General features: G+C 71.5%; 15 protein-coding genes. 8 read left to right on the plus strand and 7 right to left on the minus strand.

Translation table 11 applies throughout. The features are described 5' to 3' along the window. Window positions 1–26: 26 nt before the first annotated feature. Window positions 27–1,838, plus strand: coding sequence for a hypothetical protein (locus ACQPZX_RS17770; protein ID WP_433381814.1), 1,812 nt, complete (start codon window positions 27–29; stop codon window positions 1,836–1,838). A gap of 3 nt (window positions 1,839–1,841) precedes the next feature. Here the strand turns inward: ACQPZX_RS17770 and ACQPZX_RS17775 are convergent, their stop codons facing one another. Then, window positions 1,842–2,606: an alpha/beta fold hydrolase gene (locus tag ACQPZX_RS17775; protein ID WP_433381817.1), complete on the minus strand. Its 765-nt coding sequence runs from the start codon at window positions 2,604–2,606 to the stop codon at window positions 1,842–1,844. Between the two features lie 199 nt (window positions 2,607–2,805). Here ACQPZX_RS17775 and ACQPZX_RS17780 point away from each other — a divergent pair, with 199 nt between their 5' ends. The 3 genes from ACQPZX_RS17780 to ACQPZX_RS17790 all read left to right on the plus strand — a co-directional run bounded on the left by ACQPZX_RS17780 (window position 2,806) and on the right by ACQPZX_RS17790 (window position 4,649). Next, window positions 2,806–3,603: an SAM-dependent methyltransferase gene (locus ACQPZX_RS17780; protein WP_433381820.1), complete on the plus strand. Its 798-nt coding sequence runs from the start codon at window positions 2,806–2,808 to the stop codon at window positions 3,601–3,603. Then, window positions 3,600–4,376 (plus strand): IclR family transcriptional regulator, encoded by a 777-nt coding sequence (locus ACQPZX_RS17785; RefSeq protein WP_433381823.1) that lies wholly within the window; start codon window positions 3,600–3,602, stop codon window positions 4,374–4,376. The genes ACQPZX_RS17780 and ACQPZX_RS17785 overlap by 4 nt, the downstream gene beginning before the upstream one ends. Before the next feature lie 120 nt (window positions 4,377–4,496). After that, window positions 4,497–4,649 carry a hypothetical protein gene (locus ACQPZX_RS17790; protein ID WP_433381826.1) on the plus strand — a complete coding sequence of 51 codons (153 nt, stop codon included), beginning with the start codon at window positions 4,497–4,499 and terminating at the stop codon, window positions 4,647–4,649. Here the strand turns inward: ACQPZX_RS17790 and ACQPZX_RS17795 are convergent. Genes ACQPZX_RS17795 through ACQPZX_RS17805 form a run of 3 tightly spaced genes read right to left on the minus strand, consistent with a single transcriptional unit; the run spans window position 4,639 to window position 6,613 of the window. Next, window positions 4,639–4,833 carry a ferredoxin gene (locus ACQPZX_RS17795; protein WP_433381829.1) on the minus strand — a complete coding sequence of 65 codons (195 nt, stop codon included), beginning with the start codon at window positions 4,831–4,833 and terminating at the stop codon, window positions 4,639–4,641. The genes ACQPZX_RS17790 and ACQPZX_RS17795 overlap by 11 nt on opposite strands. After that, entirely contained in the window at window positions 4,830–5,435 is a 606-nt protein-coding gene (locus ACQPZX_RS17800) for a helix-turn-helix domain-containing protein (protein ID WP_433381832.1), read from the minus strand. Before ACQPZX_RS17800 ends, ACQPZX_RS17795 begins: the two co-directional genes overlap by 4 nt. Beyond that, on the minus strand, window positions 5,429–6,613 hold the full coding sequence (locus ACQPZX_RS17805; RefSeq protein ID WP_433381834.1) for a cytochrome P450: 1,185 nt from the start codon (window positions 6,611–6,613) through the stop codon (window positions 5,429–5,431). The genes ACQPZX_RS17800 and ACQPZX_RS17805 overlap by 7 nt, the downstream gene beginning before the upstream one ends. 85 nt (window positions 6,614–6,698) lie before the next feature. Between ACQPZX_RS17805 and lexA the strand changes: the two genes are divergently transcribed. The 3 genes from lexA to ACQPZX_RS17820 are packed head-to-tail and all read left to right on the plus strand — an operon-like array spanning window position 6,699 to window position 9,223. Further along, window positions 6,699–7,346: a transcriptional repressor LexA gene (gene lexA / locus ACQPZX_RS17810; protein ID WP_433381837.1), complete on the plus strand. Its 648-nt coding sequence runs from the start codon at window positions 6,699–6,701 to the stop codon at window positions 7,344–7,346. A gap of 9 nt (window positions 7,347–7,355) precedes the next feature. Further along, complete coding sequence (locus tag ACQPZX_RS17815) at window positions 7,356–8,210, plus strand: intradiol ring-cleavage dioxygenase (RefSeq protein WP_433381840.1); 855 nt, start codon at window positions 7,356–7,358, stop codon at window positions 8,208–8,210. Beyond that, window positions 8,207–9,223 (plus strand): maleylacetate reductase, encoded by a 1,017-nt coding sequence (locus ACQPZX_RS17820; protein ID WP_433381842.1) that lies wholly within the window; start codon window positions 8,207–8,209, stop codon window positions 9,221–9,223. Before ACQPZX_RS17815 ends, ACQPZX_RS17820 begins: the two co-directional genes overlap by 4 nt. 35 nt (window positions 9,224–9,258) lie before the next feature. Here the strand turns inward: ACQPZX_RS17820 and ACQPZX_RS17825 are convergent, their stop codons facing one another. From ACQPZX_RS17825 to ACQPZX_RS17835, 3 genes are all read right to left on the minus strand, one after another. Further along, complete coding sequence (locus ACQPZX_RS17825) at window positions 9,259–12,579, minus strand: efflux RND transporter permease subunit (RefSeq protein WP_433381845.1); 3,321 nt, start codon at window positions 12,577–12,579, stop codon at window positions 9,259–9,261. Between the two features lie 120 nt (window positions 12,580–12,699). Beyond that, complete coding sequence (locus ACQPZX_RS17830; protein ID WP_433381848.1) at window positions 12,700–13,368, minus strand: response regulator; 669 nt, start codon at window positions 13,366–13,368, stop codon at window positions 12,700–12,702. 331 nt (window positions 13,369–13,699) lie between these two features. Next, the gene (locus ACQPZX_RS17835) at window positions 13,700–15,154 is read right to left on the minus strand and encodes a sensor histidine kinase (protein WP_433381850.1); all 1,455 of its coding nucleotides are present in this window, start codon (window positions 15,152–15,154) and stop codon (window positions 13,700–13,702) included. Window positions 15,155–15,430: 276 nt separating this feature from the next. On the opposite strand from ACQPZX_RS17835, the gene ACQPZX_RS17840 reads away from it, so the two are divergent. Continuing rightward, on the plus strand, window positions 15,431–17,122 hold the full coding sequence (locus ACQPZX_RS17840) for an FAD-binding dehydrogenase (protein ID WP_433385294.1): 1,692 nt from the start codon (window positions 15,431–15,433) through the stop codon (window positions 17,120–17,122). The last annotated feature ends 70 nt before the right edge of the window (window positions 17,123–17,192 follow it).

A 17,192-nucleotide genomic window follows, 5' to 3' on the forward strand; every position in this document is an offset into this window, starting at 1 on the left:
CCGGGCAGTCCTTCGTATTGGCCGATATGCCTTCGCTGACCGAGCCCGAGCTGGCTGAGCTGCTCGGCGGACTGCCGACCGACGCCGTCCACGCGATCTGGCTGGCGTCCGGCGGGCAGCCCGCCACGGCCCTCGCCCTCGCCGCCCCCGACGCCGACGCGGTGGTGCGGCGAGCCCTGGACCTCCCGTCCCGGGTTGCCTTCCTCGAGCTCGACGCCGGCCTGATCCGCCTGCTGGAGGGCGTCACCATCGACGACCCGATCCTGCGCGCCCGGGTCCTCGCGCGGCTGGCCCGCGAGTTGCTGGCCGACCCTTCCGCCACCGCGCGCCGCCGCGCTCTGGCGGACGAGGCCGTCGATCTGGCCCGATCCACCGGCGACCCCGGCACGATCGCCCGGGTGCTCGACGACCGCCTGCACGCCCTGTGGGACCCGGCCGCCGCCGAGGAGCGCCTGACGGTCGCCTCCGAGATCGTCGACCGGGCCCGCGCCGCCGGCGACGCCGCGACCGAGCTGCGTGGCCTGTTCTGGCGGTTCACCGCCCTGGCCGAGCTGGCCGACCTGGAGGCCGCCGAGGCCGCGCTGGTCGCCTACGGCCGGGCCGGCGAGCTGGCCGGCGACGCCTCCTCCGCCGTGGTCGTCACCGCCCGGCTGGCGATGCTGGCCACGGTCCGGGGCCGCTTCGACGAGGCCGCCGCCTTGATCGAGGAGGTGCGCACCCGCTCCGCCATGGCCGACACGGACCGCTTGGTCGCGTCGCTGAACGGCCAGCTGGCAATGCTGCGCGGCGAATCGGCCGGCCAGATAGCGACCCTGCGCGAACTGGCACGCCGCCTCCCCGGCCACTTCTTCGAGGCCACCGCCGCCCGCGCCCTGGCCTCGTCGGGCCGCGACGACGAGGCCGCGCTGGAACTGGCCCGCCTGCTCCCCGCCGTCCTGCGCGGCTCCGGTCCACGCTGGACGGGCGCCGCCGCCGACTTGGCTTTCGTGGCCGCCCAGGTCGGCGACATCGCCGCCGCCGGGCAGCTTTATCAGGCCCTCATCCCGTACGAGGGAAGACTCGTCGTCTGGGGCGGCGCCAACACCATCACCGGCCCGGTCGACGACTTGCTGGGCCGCTTGGCCGCCCTTCTGGGTCTCACCACTGACCACTTCGAGCGGGCGATCGCCTTCGAGCGTCGGATCGGGGCGCTGCCCTGGCTGGCATCCACATTGGTAGCCCGCGGGAGTCCGGACGACCGCGCCGATGCTGCCTGGATAGCCGGCCGGCTCGGCTTGGCCGTCCGTGCGGGTGTCGATTCTGCTTGGCGGCTCGTTCGCGACGGCGACGACTGGATTCTCGAGGCCGGCCGCGAGAATGCCCGCCTGCGCGACCTTCGCGGCCTGCGCTACCTGCGGGCACTCCTGGCCGCGCCGGGCCAGGAGATCGCCGCGCTGGACCTGGTCGCCGAGGGCGCCGGCCTGCTCGCGCCCGCCGAGGAGCCGGTGCTGGACCGGCGAGCGCAGGCGGAGTACCGCAAGCGCCTGGCCGCGCTGGACGACGAACTGGCAGCGGCCGACCGCGCCGGCGACGCCGACCGCTCGGCCACCGCCCAGACCGAGCGCACCGCCCTGCTCGGCGAGCTCCGGCGCGCCACCGGCCTCGGCGGCCGCGGCCGGGCCCGGAGCGGCGAGGCCGAGCGCGCCCGCGTCAACGCCACCCGAACCATCCGCGCGGCCCTCGACCGCATCGCCGAGGCCGCCCCGCTGGCCGGCGCCCACCTCAGCGCCGCCATTCACACCGGCCACCGCTTGCGCTACCAGCCCCAACCCGGCGGCCCAGCCCGCTGGCAGGTCTGAAGTTCAAAGGGCCGCGGCGAGCTCGCGTGGATAACCCAAGTGCGGAAAGTGGCTGCCGGGGAGGACCGTCATCTCGAGGCTGGGGAGCATCGTGCGCAGCCAGCCCAGGTAGCGGGCCGGCGGGTCCTCGGCGGAGATGTAGTGATAGCCGATGCCCCGGGCGTCGATCGTGCGCAAATCGCTGGTGCGGGCCTCGGTGACTGCCTCGTCGGTGCCGTGGATGAGCTCGTCCCAGTAGCCGAGCAGCAGGTCGGGCCGTGGGTGGCTGCCGCCGGTCGCCAACGGGCGGGCCTCCGGCGGGAGCGCCTCGGGGTGCAGGCCGGCGAGCAGCCTGTCCCAGACCGTGCGCCACTCGGGGCCCTTGAGGGTCGGCTCGGCGTCGCGGACCACGGCGCCGAACGGGCCGGGCAGCAGCGGCTGGTCGATGTTGACGACGGCCCGGGCGGGGTGGCGGGCGGCGTAGTCGGTGGCGATCACGGCGCCGATCGAGTGGCCTACCAGCACGGGTGTGTCCAGGCCGGCGGCCTCGACGGCGCGGTGGACGGCGTCGGCTACCTCGGCGATGCGGTAGGTGTCGCGCCGCGGGGAGTCGCCGTGGCCGGGCAGGTCGATGCTGAGTACCCGGCGGCTCGGATCCAGCGTTTCGAGCTCGCGGAGCAGGGGTTGCCACTGGCCGCGGTCGTAGGTCAGGCCGTGCAGGAGCACCAGCGGCGGCCGCCCGCCGGCGGTGCCGGTCAGGTCCCCGCTGACGGTGTCGAACATTGTCATGACCTAGGGGCGTAACTCGGGAACGTACGAAATGTTCGTGGCGCGTGTCACCGTACGGGTGCGAACGCTTACCTCAGGTAGGTGTTCTGAGCTGCGCAGACGCCCTACAATGCGTAGGTCATCATCAGTTGCCGACATGTGACAGTCCTTGGTGGACAAACGCTTGAAGTCGAACCGCCGGTGACATAGAAAGGGCGCCATGACGACCCCGGAAGAGGATCTGTCCTCGCAGCTTCAGCCCGACATCCCGCACGCCGCGCGCATGTGGAACTACTGGATGGGCGGCAAGGACAACTTCGCCGCCGACCGGGCCACCGGCGACGCCGTGGCCCAGATCTATCCCGAGATCGCGCTGATGGCGCGGTACTCCCGGCAGTTCCTCATCCGCGTGGTGCGCTACCTCGCCGCCGAGGCCGGCATCAAGCAGTTCCTCGACATCGGCACCGGCCTGCCCACGATGCAGAACACGCACGAGGTCGCCCAGGGCATCCACCCGGACGCCAAGATCGTCTACGTGGACAACGACCCGATGGTCCTGGTGCACGCCCGCGCGCTGCTGCGCGGCACCACCGCCGAGGGCGCGACGCAATACGTCCTGTCGGACTACCACGACCCCGAGACGATCCTGACCAGGGCGCAGGAGACGCTCGACTTCGACCAGCCGATCGGGGTCATGTTCATGGGCGTCATGGGCTACGAGCCCGACATCGCCGTGATCCGCTCGATCGTGGACAAGGTCATGGGCGCCACCGTGCCGGGCAGCCACCTGGTCTTCTGGGACGGCACCAACACCAGCCCCGATGTCGTCGCGGGCGCCGACCGGCTGGCCGAGATGGGCGGCGTGCCGTACATCTTGCGCAGCCCGGAGGAACTGGCCACCGTCTTCGAGGGAACCGAGCTGGTCGAGCCGGGTCTCACCCAGATCACCGAGTGGCGTGCGGAGCCGGGCGAGGTGGAGTACATCGACGCGTACGGGGCGGTCGGCCGCAAACCATGACCGCACCGGGCGACGGCCCGGACCGCCGGGGCGAAGTCCGGTCGGTGGCCCGGGCGCTCGACATCCTGAGCGCGTTCAGCTCGGCCCATCCGCGGCTGACGCTCTCCGAGCTGGCCGAGGCCGTGGGCATGCCGCGGCCCAGCGTGCGCCGTATCGCGGTGACGCTGATCGGGCGCGGCTTCCTGCGGCAGGACCCCGATGGGGCGTACCTGCTGGGGGTCAGGCTCCTGGAATTGGGCAGTCAGGTCTCGGAGAGCTCGGCGATCACGCACCAGGCCGGCGCGGCGGCCGACGAGCTGTCGCGCATGACCGGCGAGACAGTGCTGATCGCCGAGGTCGACTGGGACTCGCTGTCGCTGCTGATCATCGGCAAGCGCCAGCCGGTGCGGGCGCCGGCCGCCGCGACCTCGCCGGTCGGCCGGCGATACCCGCTGACCAGCGGCTGCATCGGTAAGGCCGTGCTGTCGGGGCTGACGCCCGAGAGCGCGGCCACCGTCGTGCCGAAGCTGCGGCTGACGCCGCGCACGGCCGCGACCATCGTGGACCCGGCCCGGCTGGCGGCGGATGTGGCGGCGAGTCGCGACCGTGGGTACGCGATCCAGTCCGGCGAATTCCTCGTGGGGATGGCGGGCGCCGCCGTACCCGTGCATGTCTCCGGCCGTGTCGTGGGCGCTCTCGCGGTGCTGGGCGCCGCGCTGCGATATCCGAGCCCGAAGCTGCACCGCACCGGCCGCCTCGTGCGCAGCCTGCTCGCCCAGCACCGGCCGGCCTGACGCAGAGGAGCCGCGCCACAGCGGCTGGTCATGCGTTTCGCACTGCGGAACCGAGCCTCGTTCCGGCCCGACCCCGATGGCTAACCTCCGCGCGTTCCATCGTGAGCGGAAGGATTCGCCGTGCAGCAGCGCAACCAGCCCGAGGGCCAGCAGGAGAGCATCGAGTACGAGAAGGATGGCGGCGGCACCACCGCCACCCTCATCGTCGGCGGCCTGATCCTGCTGATGGTCGGCGCGCTGGTCGCCCTGCTGTACCTGACCTTCAGCGACTGAGCTCGATCGCCTCGGCCGGGCACATCGCGGCGGCGCTCTCCACGTCGGGCGCCAGCTCGCCCGGCGGGGACGGGTCGAGCAGGACCACCACGCCGTCCTCCTCGCGCTGGTCGAAGACGTCGGGGGCCAGCATCACGCACTGGCCGGCGCCGCAGCACCGGTCCTCGTCGACGGTCACCTTCATCGGGCCTCCAGCAGGGTGGCGATCGTGTCGACCAGCAGGGCGCCAGTGCGTGGCCACGTCGTCGACGCGGGCGCGTTGCCATCGGCGAGGTCCTGCTCGCGGTCGGCGCAGCTGTGGATGATCAGGTGCCGGACCATGCCGGCCCGCACGGCGGCCGACGAGGCCGGACCCGGCACGCAGGACAGGATCGCGTCCATCGTGCGCTGCATGGCCGGCGTCGAGGTCGCCTCCGTGACCGCGACCGTGCGCAGCATCGGGTCCACGCTGACCTGGGCGGCGAAGCGGGCGTACCAGCTGGGCACGCCCAGGTCGGCGAGGTGCCTGGTCACCGGCAGGACCAGGCAGGAGATCCAGGCGCGGGCGGAGGGCGAGCGCTCGGCGCGCGCCAGCATCCGCGTACGGGTGCTGTCCATGGGGACGGCGTGCGCGCGGATGATGGCGGCGACCAGGTCGGCCTTGGTGCCGATGTGATAGCCGACCGCCGAGTTGCTGCCCTGTCCGGCCTCCTCGGCGATCTTGCGGGCCGAGACGGCGTGCACGCCGCGTTCGGCGAAGAGCCTCTCGGCGGTCTGCAGCAGAAGGGACGCCGTGGCCGTCACCATCGCACCGGCAGCTCCTCGAGACCGCCGACGATCAGGCCCTCCCGGCGGCGCAACTCCTCCGGGGAGATCGCCAGCTCCAGGCCGGGCAGACGGTCGAGCAGCACCGCCAGCACCGTCTGCAGCTCGACGCGGGCGAGCGCCTGGCCGAGGCAGGAGTGCGGGCCGGCGCCGAACGCGATGTGCGGGTTGGGCCGGCGGTCGAGCACCATGTCGGCGGCGTCGGCGAACGTGCACGAGTCCCGGTTGGCCGAGCCGATGTTGGTGATGACCGTGCTGCCGGCCGGAATCGTCTCGTCGCCGACCGTGACCTCCTCGCTGACGTAGCGCGGGATGCCGAAGTTGGGGTTCGCGTCGAAGCGCAGCGCCTCCTCGACCGCGCTCGGGATCAGCCCGCGGTCGTCGAGCAGCCGCTCCCAGCGCGACCGGTCGCTCAGCAGCATCGCCACCATCTTGCCGATCATGTTGGCCGTGGTCTCGTGCCCGGCCACCAGCAGGCCCTGCGCGGTGGCGATCAGCTCCATCTCGCTCATCCGGCCGTCGTCGCTGTCCATGATGACGGCGAGCTCGCTGATCAGGTCGTCTCCGGGATCGTCCCGCTTGGCGCGCACGTGCGCGGCCATGAACGCGTGGAACTCGCCGGCCGCGGTGTTGAGCTCGTCCTGGCTGTAGCGGGTCAGGTTGAGCATCGCGTCGGACCAGTGCGAGAAGCGGTCGCGGTGCTCGGCCGAGACGCCGAGGAGCTCGCAGATGACGGAGACCGGCAGCGGGAAGCCGAGCCCCTTGATCAAGTCGGCGGGCGGACGCATGTCGTCGATGAGGAGATTCGCGATCTCCTCGATGCGCGGGCGCAGCTCGTTGACCCGCTTGGCGGTGAACGAGCGGCTCATCATCCGGCGCCAGCGGCGATGCCCCTCGCCGCTGCTCATGTCGGAGTCGAAGCCCTGCTCGTTGAAGACGCCGCCGGACTCCGAGTCGGCCAGCCGGGCGGCGTCCGGCTTGGTGAGGTGGTGGGTGAAGCGCGGGTCGGCGAGCAGCGCGCGCACGTCGTCGTAGCGGGTCAGCAGCAGGGCCTCGTCGCCGCTGGCCATGCGGATGCGGGAGACCGGGCACTCGGCGCGCAGCCGCTCCCATTCGTCGGGCGGATCCAGCGCGGTGGGTGGCGCGAAGGGGTAGTCCATGGTGGCAATTTAAGTCAGGTGACTGATCCACATCAATGCCCCTCGATGTAAAAGAATGGCGGCGCGCCGCCGTGACCCGTGGTCGATGATCAGGAAGAATTCGCAGGTGATCGACACGTCAGTCCTCTCCGAGCGCCAGCGGCAGATCCTCGCCGTGATCCAGAAGTCGGCCGTGCGGCACGGCTATTCGCCGTCGACCCGCGAGATCGCCGACGCGGTCGGGCTCGCCGCCTCCTCCGTCTCCCGGCACCTGCGCGTGCTGGAGGACCACGGGCTGCTGCGCCGCGGACGGGCGACACGCCCCATCGACGTACGCATGTTCCTGCAGCCTTTTGAGGAAGTGGAGCGGAAGCCGGAAACCGTCGGGGTGCCGGTGCTCGGTGATATCGCGGCCGGCACGCCGATCCTCGCCGAGCAGACCTCCGACGAGGTGTTGTCGCTGCCGCGGGAGCTGCTCGGACGCGGCGCCGCCCACTTCGCGCTGCGGGTGCGCGGCGACTCGATGATCGACGCGGCGATCTGCGACGGCGACATCGTGGTGATCAAGCAGCAGCACGAGGCGTTCAACGGCGACATCGTGGCCGCGATGATCGACGACGAGGCCACCGTGAAGGTCTATCGGCGGCGCGGCGGGCACGTGGTGCTGGAGCCGCGCAACCCGGCGTACCAGGACATCGATGGCGACAACGCGGTGGTGCTGGGGAAGGTCGTGTCGGTCCTGCGGCGGACGTAGGGTCTGAGCATGTTCTCCGAGGAGCGTTCCGCCGAGGTCGTCGCCGCCAGTTTCACCGACACGCCCGACGATCGGCTGCGCACGGTGCTGTCCTCGCTCGTCCAGCACCTGCACGCGTTCGTGAAGGACGTCGAGCTGACCGAGGCCGAGTGGGCCACCGCGATCGACTTCCTGACGCGTACGGGGCAGAAGAGCGACGCGAACCGGCAGGAGTTCATCCTCCTCTCCGACGTGCTGGGCATCTCGATGCTGGTCGAGACGATCAACCACCGCGCCGGCGGCGGCTCGACCGAGTCGACGGTGCTCGGGCCCTTCCACATGGTCGAGTCGCCGCCGCGCGAGCTCGGCGACCAGATCGCCCTCGACGAGAAGGGCACGCCCTGCCTCGTGTCGGGCCAGGTCACCGGCCCTGGCGGCGAGCCGCTGGCGGGCGCGGTGGTCGACGTCTGGCAGGCCAACGAGGACGGCTTCTACGACGTGCAGCAGCCCGGCATCCAGCCGCAGGGCAACCTGCGCGGGCTGTTCCGCACCGACGGCGACGGACGATTCTGGTTCCGGTCGGTGGTGCCTCGGTACTACCCGATCCCGGACGACGGCCCGGTCGGGCAGCTGCTGAACGCCACCGGCCGCCACCCCTACCGGCCGGCGCACCTGCACTTCATCGTCGAGGCGCCCGGCTACCGGCCGGTGACCACGCACGTCTTCGTCGCCGACAGCCCCTACCTCGACTCCGATGCGGTCTTCGGCGTCAAGGAGAGCCTGATCCGCTCGGTGCCCACGGTCGACGACCCCGCGCGCGCCGCGTCCCTGGGCCTCGACAACCCGTTCCGCACGCTGACCTTCGACATCGTGCTGCAGCGATGAACTTCACCTACTCAGCCCTGCCGATGCGGGTGGTGTTCGGCGCCGGCTCGCTCGATTCTTTGCCCGGTGAGATTTCCTTCTTGAAACTCGAGAAAGTTCTCGTGCTCTGCGGGCCCCGGCAAGAAGCGGTCGGCGTCGCTGTTGCCGAGGCTCTCGGCGACCGGTGCGCCGGGCTGCTGCCCGAGGCCACCATGCACGTGCCGGCCGAGGTGGCGGCGAAGGCCCGCCGGGTCGCGGCGGAGCTCGGCGCGGACGGCTGCGTCGCGGTGGGCGGTGGGTCGGCGATCGGGCTGGGCAAGGCGGTCGCGTTGGAGCACGGCCTGCCGGTGGTCGCGGTGCCCACGACGTACGCGGGATCGGAGATGACGCCGGTCTGGGGGCTGACCGAGAACGGGGTCAAGCGCACCGGCCGCGACCCGAAGGTGCTCCCGGTCAGCGTTGTCTACGACCCTGCCCTGACCTTGACCATGCCGGTGAGCCTGGCCGTGACCAGCGGCATCAACGCCATCGCCCATGCCGCCGAGGGCCTGTACGCCCCGGACGCGTCGCCGATCGTCTCACTGATGGCCCGTGACGGTGTGCGAGCGCTGATCACCGCCCTGCCCGCGATCGTCGAGCATCCGGACGATCTCGACGCGCGAGCCGAGGCCTTGTACGGCGCGTGGCTGTGCGGCGCGGTGCTCGGCGCCACCACCATGGGCCTGCACCACAAGCTGTGCCACGCGCTCGGCGGCACCCTGAACCTGCCGCACTCTTCGACGCACACGGTGGTGTTGCCGCACGTCCTTGCCTACAACCGTGTCACCGAGATCGCCCCGGTCGAGCTCTGGGAGCTGGAGGGCCGGCTCGGCGCGCCCCGATCGCTCCGCGAGCTCGGCATGGCCGCCGATGACATCGACCGGATCGCCGGCCAGGTGGCGTCGGCCACGTTCCCCAACCCGCGGCCGGTGACCGTTCCGGGCGTGCGAGATCTGCTGCGCGCCGCGTGGGCGGGGACACCACCGGCGGTATGAACGCGTATCCCCGCGATCCGTCACTGCGAGGCCACTCAAGGCACCGGCACCGGCTCGAGGACCGCGGTCTCGTCCTGCAGAGGCGCGCCGCCCTTCTTGCGTGCCGCCCGGCGCTCCCGGCGGGTCTCCACCATCGTGTAGAGCACGGGGATCAACACCAGCGTGAGCAGCGTGGACGACACCAGCCCGCCGATCACCACGACCGCCAGCGGCTGCGAGATGAAGCCGCCCGACCCGGTGATCCCCAGCGCCATCGGCAGCAGCGCGAAGATCGTGGCGAGCGCCGTCATCAGGATCGGGCGCAGCCGCCGCCGGCCGCCCTCGATCACCGCGTCGGCCACCGGCATGCCCTGCTTGCGGTATTGATTGATGAGGTCCATCAACACGACCGCGTTCGTCACCACGACGCCGATCAACATGAGGATGCCGATCAGCGCGGCCACCCCGAGCGGCGTGCCCGTGATCAGCAGCAGTGCGAACGCGCCGACGAACGCGAACGGGATCGACACCAGCAGGATCAGCGTCTGCCGGATGCTCCGGAACACCGCCACCAGCACCAGGAAGACCAGGGCCACGGCCGCGAGCATCGCGAGGATCAGCTGGGAGAACGCGTCACTCTGGTTGGCCGTGACGCCGCCGATCTCGTACGAGGCGCCGGCCGGCAACGACAAGTCGGTCAGTGCCTGCCGCACGGCCGAACTGGCCGCACCCGTGTCATCGCCGGCCGGCGTGGCCGAGACCGTGTTCGTTCGATCGCCGTCGATGCGGGTGCGCTGCACCGGCCCGTTGACCTGGGTGACCGTGGCGACCTGGTCGAGCCGCACCGGTCCGATCCGGATGGCCTTGACCTGCGCGAGCGTGGTCGGCGCGGTCGCCGCGGTCCGCACCACCACGTCGTTCGGGGTGCCGCCGAGCGTGACCTGAGCGACCGTCATGCCCTGCACGGCCTGCCGTAGCGCCGACGTGATCGCCGCATCGGTGAGCCCGTACCTCGCCGCGTCCTCGCCGCGAGCCACGATGCTGATCTGCGGCGCGCTCTCGCTGAGATCGCTCGTCACGTCGGTCACCTCGGTGACCTTGCCGAGCGCGTCCTGCACCTGCTTGGTCGCCGCGGCCAGGGCTTCGTCGTCGTCCGCGCGCACCGAGACGTCGATCGCGCTGCTGCCGCCGAAGCCACCGTTGCCACCGACCGTGATCTCGCCGGCGCCGCCGAGCGCGCCCAACTTCCCCTTGAGCGTCTCCTCGATCGACGCCGAGTCCACGTCTTCGTCGAGATTGATCGTGTACGAGACGCTGTTCGCCCCGCTGGATCCGCCGAAGAACCCGCCCGAAGACCCGACCGTCACCTGGTACGACGCGATCCCGCCGACGCCGGTGAGCGCCTCCTCGACCTTCTTGGCCGCCGCGTCCGTGGTGGCCAGATCGCTCCCGGGCGGAAGGGTCTGGCTGACGCCGACGGTGGTGGACTCGGAGTCCCCGATGAAGCTTGTCTTCAGCGTGGTGGCCAGCCCGACCGAGCCGACCAGCAGCAGCACCGCCAGCGCGAGCACGGTCTTGCGCCGCCGCACCGCCCAGCGGATGACCGGCAGGTAGATGCGCGGAAGCCGGCCCTGCCTCTCCTCGGCCTCGACCTTCGCGCGGTACTCGGCGGGCGGCACCCCGACCGAGTCCTTCGGCGTGCGCAGGAACCAGTAGGCGAGCACCGGGATCACGGTCAGCGAGACGAGCAGCGAGGCCAGCATGGCGACGCTCACGGTGATGGCGAACGAGCCGAACAGCTCACCGACCAGCCCGCTGACCAGTGCGATCGGCAGGAACACGGCCACCGTGGTGAGCGTGGAGGACGTCACCGCGGAGGCCACCTCACGGACGGCTGTGACGATGGCGGTTCGCCGCTGCTCGCCGTACCCGAGATGCCGTTTGATGTTCTCCAGAACCACGATGGAGTCGTCGACGACGCGGCCGACGGCGATGGTGAGCCCGCCCAGGGTCAGGATGTTGAGCGAGTAGCCGCGCGACCACAGCACGATCAGGGCCACCAGCAGCGAAAGCGGGATCGACACGGCGGTGACCAGCGTGGACCGGCCGGACCGCAGGAACAGCACGATCACGATGATCGCCATGGCCAGGCCGAGCGCGCCCTCCTCGACCAGCCCGTTCACCGACTCGGCGACGCTCGGGCCGGAGTCGGAGACGATCGTGAGCTTGGCGTTGTCGCCGAGAGACTTCTCCAGGCCGGCAAGCTTGTCGCGCACGCCGTCGGAGACCGAGGTGGCGCTGCCGTCGTGGTCCATGGTGACCGAGATGCCCAGGCTGGGCTTGCCGTCGGTCCGCGTGATCGACGTCCGCGCGGCGTCGGTGAGCTTGACGCTCGCGACATCCCCGAGCTGCACGGGCTGAGCCGCCTCGCCCGCACCAGCAGCGTCCCCGCCCGCGCCTGTTGCGCCCGCGCCTGTTGCGCCTGCGCCTGTTGCGCCTGCGCCTGTTGCGCCTGCGCCGGTCGCGCCCGCGCCGGTCGCGCCCGCGCCGGTCGCGTCCGTCCCCGCACCTGTCGCGCCCGCGCTTGGTCCTGCCGCGCTCGCCGTGCCTGCCGTGCCCGCTGCGCTTGATCCGGCGGCGGGGGACAGCCAGAGGTCCTTGATCTGCTGGAGTGAGTTGACTGACTTACCGACCGCCAGGCTCAGGTCCTTGCCGCTCGACGTGATCGCGCCGGCGCTCGACGTGCCGCCGAATGAGCTCAGCGCCGTGGTGACCGACTGCGCGGTGAGACCGGCCTTGGCCAGCGCGGCGTCGTCCGGGGTGACGGTCACGACCTGGTCGCGGGCGCCGGAGATCGAGACCTCGTTGACGCCGTCGACCGCCTGGAGGGCCGGCACGACCTTCGCCTGGAGGGCGGCCGCGAGCTTGCGCTGGTCACCGTCGGAGGTGGCGGCCAGCACCATGGTGGGCAGGTCCGACGTGCTGCCGGTGAGCACCTGCGGGTCGACGCCGGTGGGCAGTCGCTGGGCGATCTTGGAGATGGCCTGCGACGCCGCGGCGGAAGCGTCGTCGATGTCGGTGTCGAAGCCGAACGAAAGCAGCACCATCGCCGAGCCCTGCGTGGACGTCGACGTGACGGTCTCGATGCCGTCGAGGCCCTGCACCGCTTCCTCAATCGGCACGGTGACCTGCTCCTCGACCACGTCGGGCGCCGCGCCCGGATAGCTCGCGGCGACCGTGACGGCCGGGAACGACAGGTCCGGCAGCAGCTGCTGCTTGAGCGACGTCGTCGCGTAGAAGCCCAGCGCGACCACCAGCGCGGCGACGATCGCCACCAGCTTCCGGTTGGCCAGGCTGACGCGGGACAGGTAAGACACCGGTGACCTCATCAAAGGTTGACGACTCTGCGTAGTCAGTCTTGATTCGAGGCCCGGCCCGCCGCGTCGTCCCGTCGCGGTCGGCTCGGCTACCACGATCGTGGTAGCCGCCCTCAGCTCCTACTGCGCGGTGCCGGGGCGGACCAGGCCGCTCTGGTACGCCACGACGACCAATTGCGCCCGATCGCGTACGCCGAGCTTGGTCATCGCCCGGTTGACGTGGGTCTTCGCCGTCAGCGGGGAGAGGAACAGATGCTCGCCGATGTCGTCGTTGGACAGGCCGTGCGCGACCAGCACCACCACTTCCCGCTCGCGGTCGGTCAGCACGTCCAGCGACACTGAAGCCGGCGCCGCCTCGGGCTGGCTGCGCAGGTGGCTGAGCAGGCCACGGGTCGCCTTGGGCGAGAGCATCGCGTCGCCCGAGGCCACCACCCGGACCGCGGTGATCAGCTCGTCGGGCCCGACGCCCTTGCCGAGGAAGCCGCTCGCCCCGGCGCGCAGCGCGAGCATGACGTTGTCGTCATTCTCGAACGTGGTGAGCACCAGGATCCGCACCCCGGCGAGATCGTCGTCGGCCGCGATTCGCCGGGTCGCCTCGATGCCGTCGACACCAGGCATCCGGATGTCCATGAGCACGATGTCGGCCCGCTGCGACCGGGCCAGATCGACCGCCTCACGCCCGTCGACCGCCTCGCCGACGATCTCGATGTCCGGCTCCGAGTCGAGGATCATCCGGTAGCCGGCCCGAATCAGCGCCTGGTCGTCGGCGAGCAGCACGCGAATCGTCACAACGAAGCCTCGCATTGACATGTTGACTGGATGGGTTGACATGTTGAGTGCATCAACATTGACGACATCAACATGTCAACATGACTCGGCCGCAGGTGGGTTGACGGCCGCAGGTGGGTTGACGGCCGCAGGTGGGTTGACGGCCGCAGGTGGGTTGACGGCCGCAGGTGGGTTGACGGCCGCAGGCGGGTTGACGGCCGCGGCAGGTCGACGGACGCGGGCAGGTCGACGGACGCGGGCAGGTCGACGGACGCGGTAGGTCGACAGGCGTGGGTAGGTCGACAGGCGCGGGTAGGTCGACAGGCGCGGGCAGATCGGCTTGGGCAAGGGCTCAACCGGTCTCGGGCGCGGGCAGGTCGGCATGCACCAGGAAGCGGCCGTTGGGGGTCGCGTGGGCGTCGAGGGTGCCGTCGGCGGCGGCGGCGCGCTCGCGCATGCCGACGAGGCCGTAACCGGAGCCGGCGGCGTCGCGGCGACCGGGGGAGACCGCGTTGGCCACCTCGACGCCGACGCCGGCTGGTGTGTAGGTGACGGTCAGATCGGCCTCGCCGGTGCCGTGCTTGTGCGCGTTGGTGAGCGCCTCCTGCACGATCCGGAAGGCGGCCAGGTCGACCATCGCCGGCAGCTCCCGGGCCGTGCCTACCTGCCGGAAGTCGACCGCCATACCGGCCGCGGCCGCCGCGTTGAGCAGCTCCGGCAGCCGGGCAAGCCCGCGGGTGGGCTCCGTGTCGGGCCGGAAGGGGCCGCCGACCGGGACGGCGGCGCCAACCGCGGAGGGGTCGCCGGTCAGGGACGAGCCGCCGGTCAGGGACGAGCCGCCGGTCAGGGACGAGCCGCCGGCCCGGGAGGGGCCGCCGGCCCGGGAGGGGCCGCCGGCCGGGGAAAGGCCGCCGGCCGGGGAAAGGCCGCCGGCCGGGGAAAGGCCGCCGGCTATGGACGAGCCGCCGGCTATGGACGAGCCGCCGGCCGGGGAACGGTCGCCGGTTGGGGAGAGGTCGTCCGCGCGGCGTAGGACGCCGATGATCGAGCTCAACTCCTGCAGCACGGTGTCGCCGGCGTGGCGGATGTGGTCGAGCGCCGGCCGCACCTGGTCTGGTCGCTTGTCAAGCAGGTGGCTTGCGGCGCCGGCCTGCACGTTGATCACCGCGATGTGGTGGGCGATCACGTCGTGCAGCTCGCGGGCGATGCGCAGCCGCTCCTGGATCACGCGGCGGCTGGCCTCCTCCTCGCGGGTCTGCTCGGCGCGGCGGGCCCGTTCCTCGACCTCGGCCAAGTAGGCGCGCCGGCTGCGGGTCGCGTCGCCGATCGCCGTGGCCATGCCGAGGTACGTCACGTAGGGCACGATGCCGGGCGGCCACAGGCCCTGGTCATGGAAGAAGGCGCCGGCCACGTACATGGCGGCGAAGCAGACCGCTACCAGCAGCCAGGTGGTCCGGCGATCGGTCTGCACGGCCATCGCGTACGCCACCAGCCCGGTCGCCACGATCAGCAGCGCGTCGCCGGTGACGCCGAAGGAGAAGCAGCTGATCGCGGCTACGGTCAGCAGGATCGCCCGGGGATGCCACCGCCGGCCCGCGATCGCCGCGAACGCGATCACGCCGCCGGCCACGTCGCCGCCGGTCAGCGGCCGGCCCGCGGTCTCGCCGGGGCCCATCACGATCGCCCAGGTGAGGAGCCCGACGACCACGGCGGCCAGGACGACGTCGCTGATCACCGGATGACGGCCGATCAACCCCCGGCCACGGAGATGCCCGAGCCGGGCGGGGGCACTGCCGGATGTGCTCATCCGGCGGTGACCTGGAGCTTCATGCGCCCACACTAGCGGCGGCCCCGCGGCGGCGGCGTCGTCCGGCTGCAGTAGGGGAGACCTACGTCGGATGCAGTAAACAACGCGGGCCCTTCTGGTTGGCGATCACGCACTATCGCCGCCGATGATCGACCTGCTTCCATGTGGACGCGAAGAAGATTCACGTCAGGAGCGTCGGGAGGGCACATGGAAACCCCCAAGATCAGTCGGCGCCGGGCGCTCACCGTGGCCGGTGGGGTCGCCGCCGGCGTGGCGATGGCGCCCCGGGCGGCAAGTGCGGCGGCGGCCGACGCGGACGCGATCGTCGTCGGGCACGGCCTGGCCGGCCTGGTCGCGACCAGCGAGCTCGTCGCGGCCGGCAAGAAGGTGCTGCTGCTCGACCAGGAGCCCGAGACCAACCTGGGCGGGCAGGCGTTCTGGTCCTTCGGCGGGCTCTTCTTCGTCGACTCGCCCGAGCAGCGGCTCATGGGCATCAAGGACTCCCGCGACCTGGCCTGGCAGGACTGGCTCGGGACGGCGGGCTTCGACCGGGGCATCGACGACCCGGCGGGACAGGACTACTGGGCCTACAAGTGGGCGCAGGCGTACGTCGATTTCGCGGCCGGCGAGAAGCACTCCTGGCTGGCGGGTCTGGGCGTGCAGTGGTTCCCGATCGTGGGCTGGGCCGAACGAGGGGGCGGCCTCGCCGGCGGGCACGGCAACTCGGTCCCCCGCTTCCATGTGACCTGGGGGACCGGGCCGGCCGTCGTCGAGCCTTTCGAGAAGAAGGTGCGGGCGGGCGTGGCCGCCGGCAAGGTGGTCTTCAAGCACCGGCACCGGGTCGACGAAGTGGTCCGGACGGGCGGGGTCGTGACGGGAGTGCGCGGGGCGATCCTCGAGGCGAGCTCGGCCGCCCGGGGCACGCCTTCCAGTCGTACGATAACGGGATCTTTTGATCTGAAAGCCCCCGTGGTGATCGTCACCTCGGGCGGCATCGGCGCGAATCACGACCTGATCCGGCAGAACTGGCCGCCGCGGCTGGGGACGGCCCCGAAGACCATGATCACCGGGGTGCCGGCGCACGTGGACGGGCGGATGCTCGGGATCACCCAGCAAGCCGGCGCGCGCCTCGTCAACCCGGACCGGATGTGGCATTACACCGAGGGCCTGCGCAACTACGCCCCGATCTGGCCCGGCCACGGCATCCGGATCCTGCCCGGCCCGTCCTCGATGTGGTTCGACGCGACCGGCAAGCGCTTCACCGCGCCCGACTGGCCCGGCTACGACACGCTGCACACGCTCGGCTCGATCACCGCGTCCGGCTACGACTACTCCTGGTTCGTCAGCACGCAGGAGATCGTCGACAAGGAGTTCGCGCTTTCCGGTTCCGAGCAGAACCCGGACCTGACCAACAAGAACGTGTGGCAGCTGCTCAGCCGCATCTGGCAGACCCCGGAGCCGATCCAGAAGTTCGAGAAGTACGGCGCCGATTTCGTGGTCGCGTCGACGCTGCCCGAGCTGGTGACCGGAATGAACCGGATCGCCGGGAACGACCTGATCGGGCTGGACGACCTGAAGCGGCAGATCGACGCCCGGGACCACGAGATCGACAACTCCTACAGCAAGGACGCCCAGGTCATGGGCATTCGCAACGCGCTGTCCTACGTGGGCGACTCATTGAGCCGCACCGCCGCCGCGCACAAGATCCTGGACTCGAGCAAGGGCCCGCTGATCGCGGTGCGGCTCAACGTGCTGACCCGCAAGACGCTCGGCGGGCTGCAGACCGACCTGCAGGGGCGGGTGCTCGACGCGGCCGGCGCGCCGATCCCGGGCCTGTACGCGGCCGGCGAGGTGGCCGGCTTCGGCGGGGGCGGCGTGCACGGCTACCGGTCGCTGGAGGGCACGTTCCTCGGCGGCTGCCTCTTCTCGGGCCGTCAGGCGGGCCGGGCGGCGGCCGCGGCGCTCTGAATCCGGTCGACCGTGCGGCCGATGCGACCCTGACCCGGGGGCCGGTGTGCCGGGGTGGTGGCCATGGGGT

Origin of the sequence: Actinoplanes sp. CA-142083 (assembly GCF_050942195.1) — a bacterium.
In the GTDB taxonomy this organism is placed as follows: domain Bacteria; phylum Actinomycetota; class Actinomycetes; order Mycobacteriales; family Micromonosporaceae; genus Actinoplanes.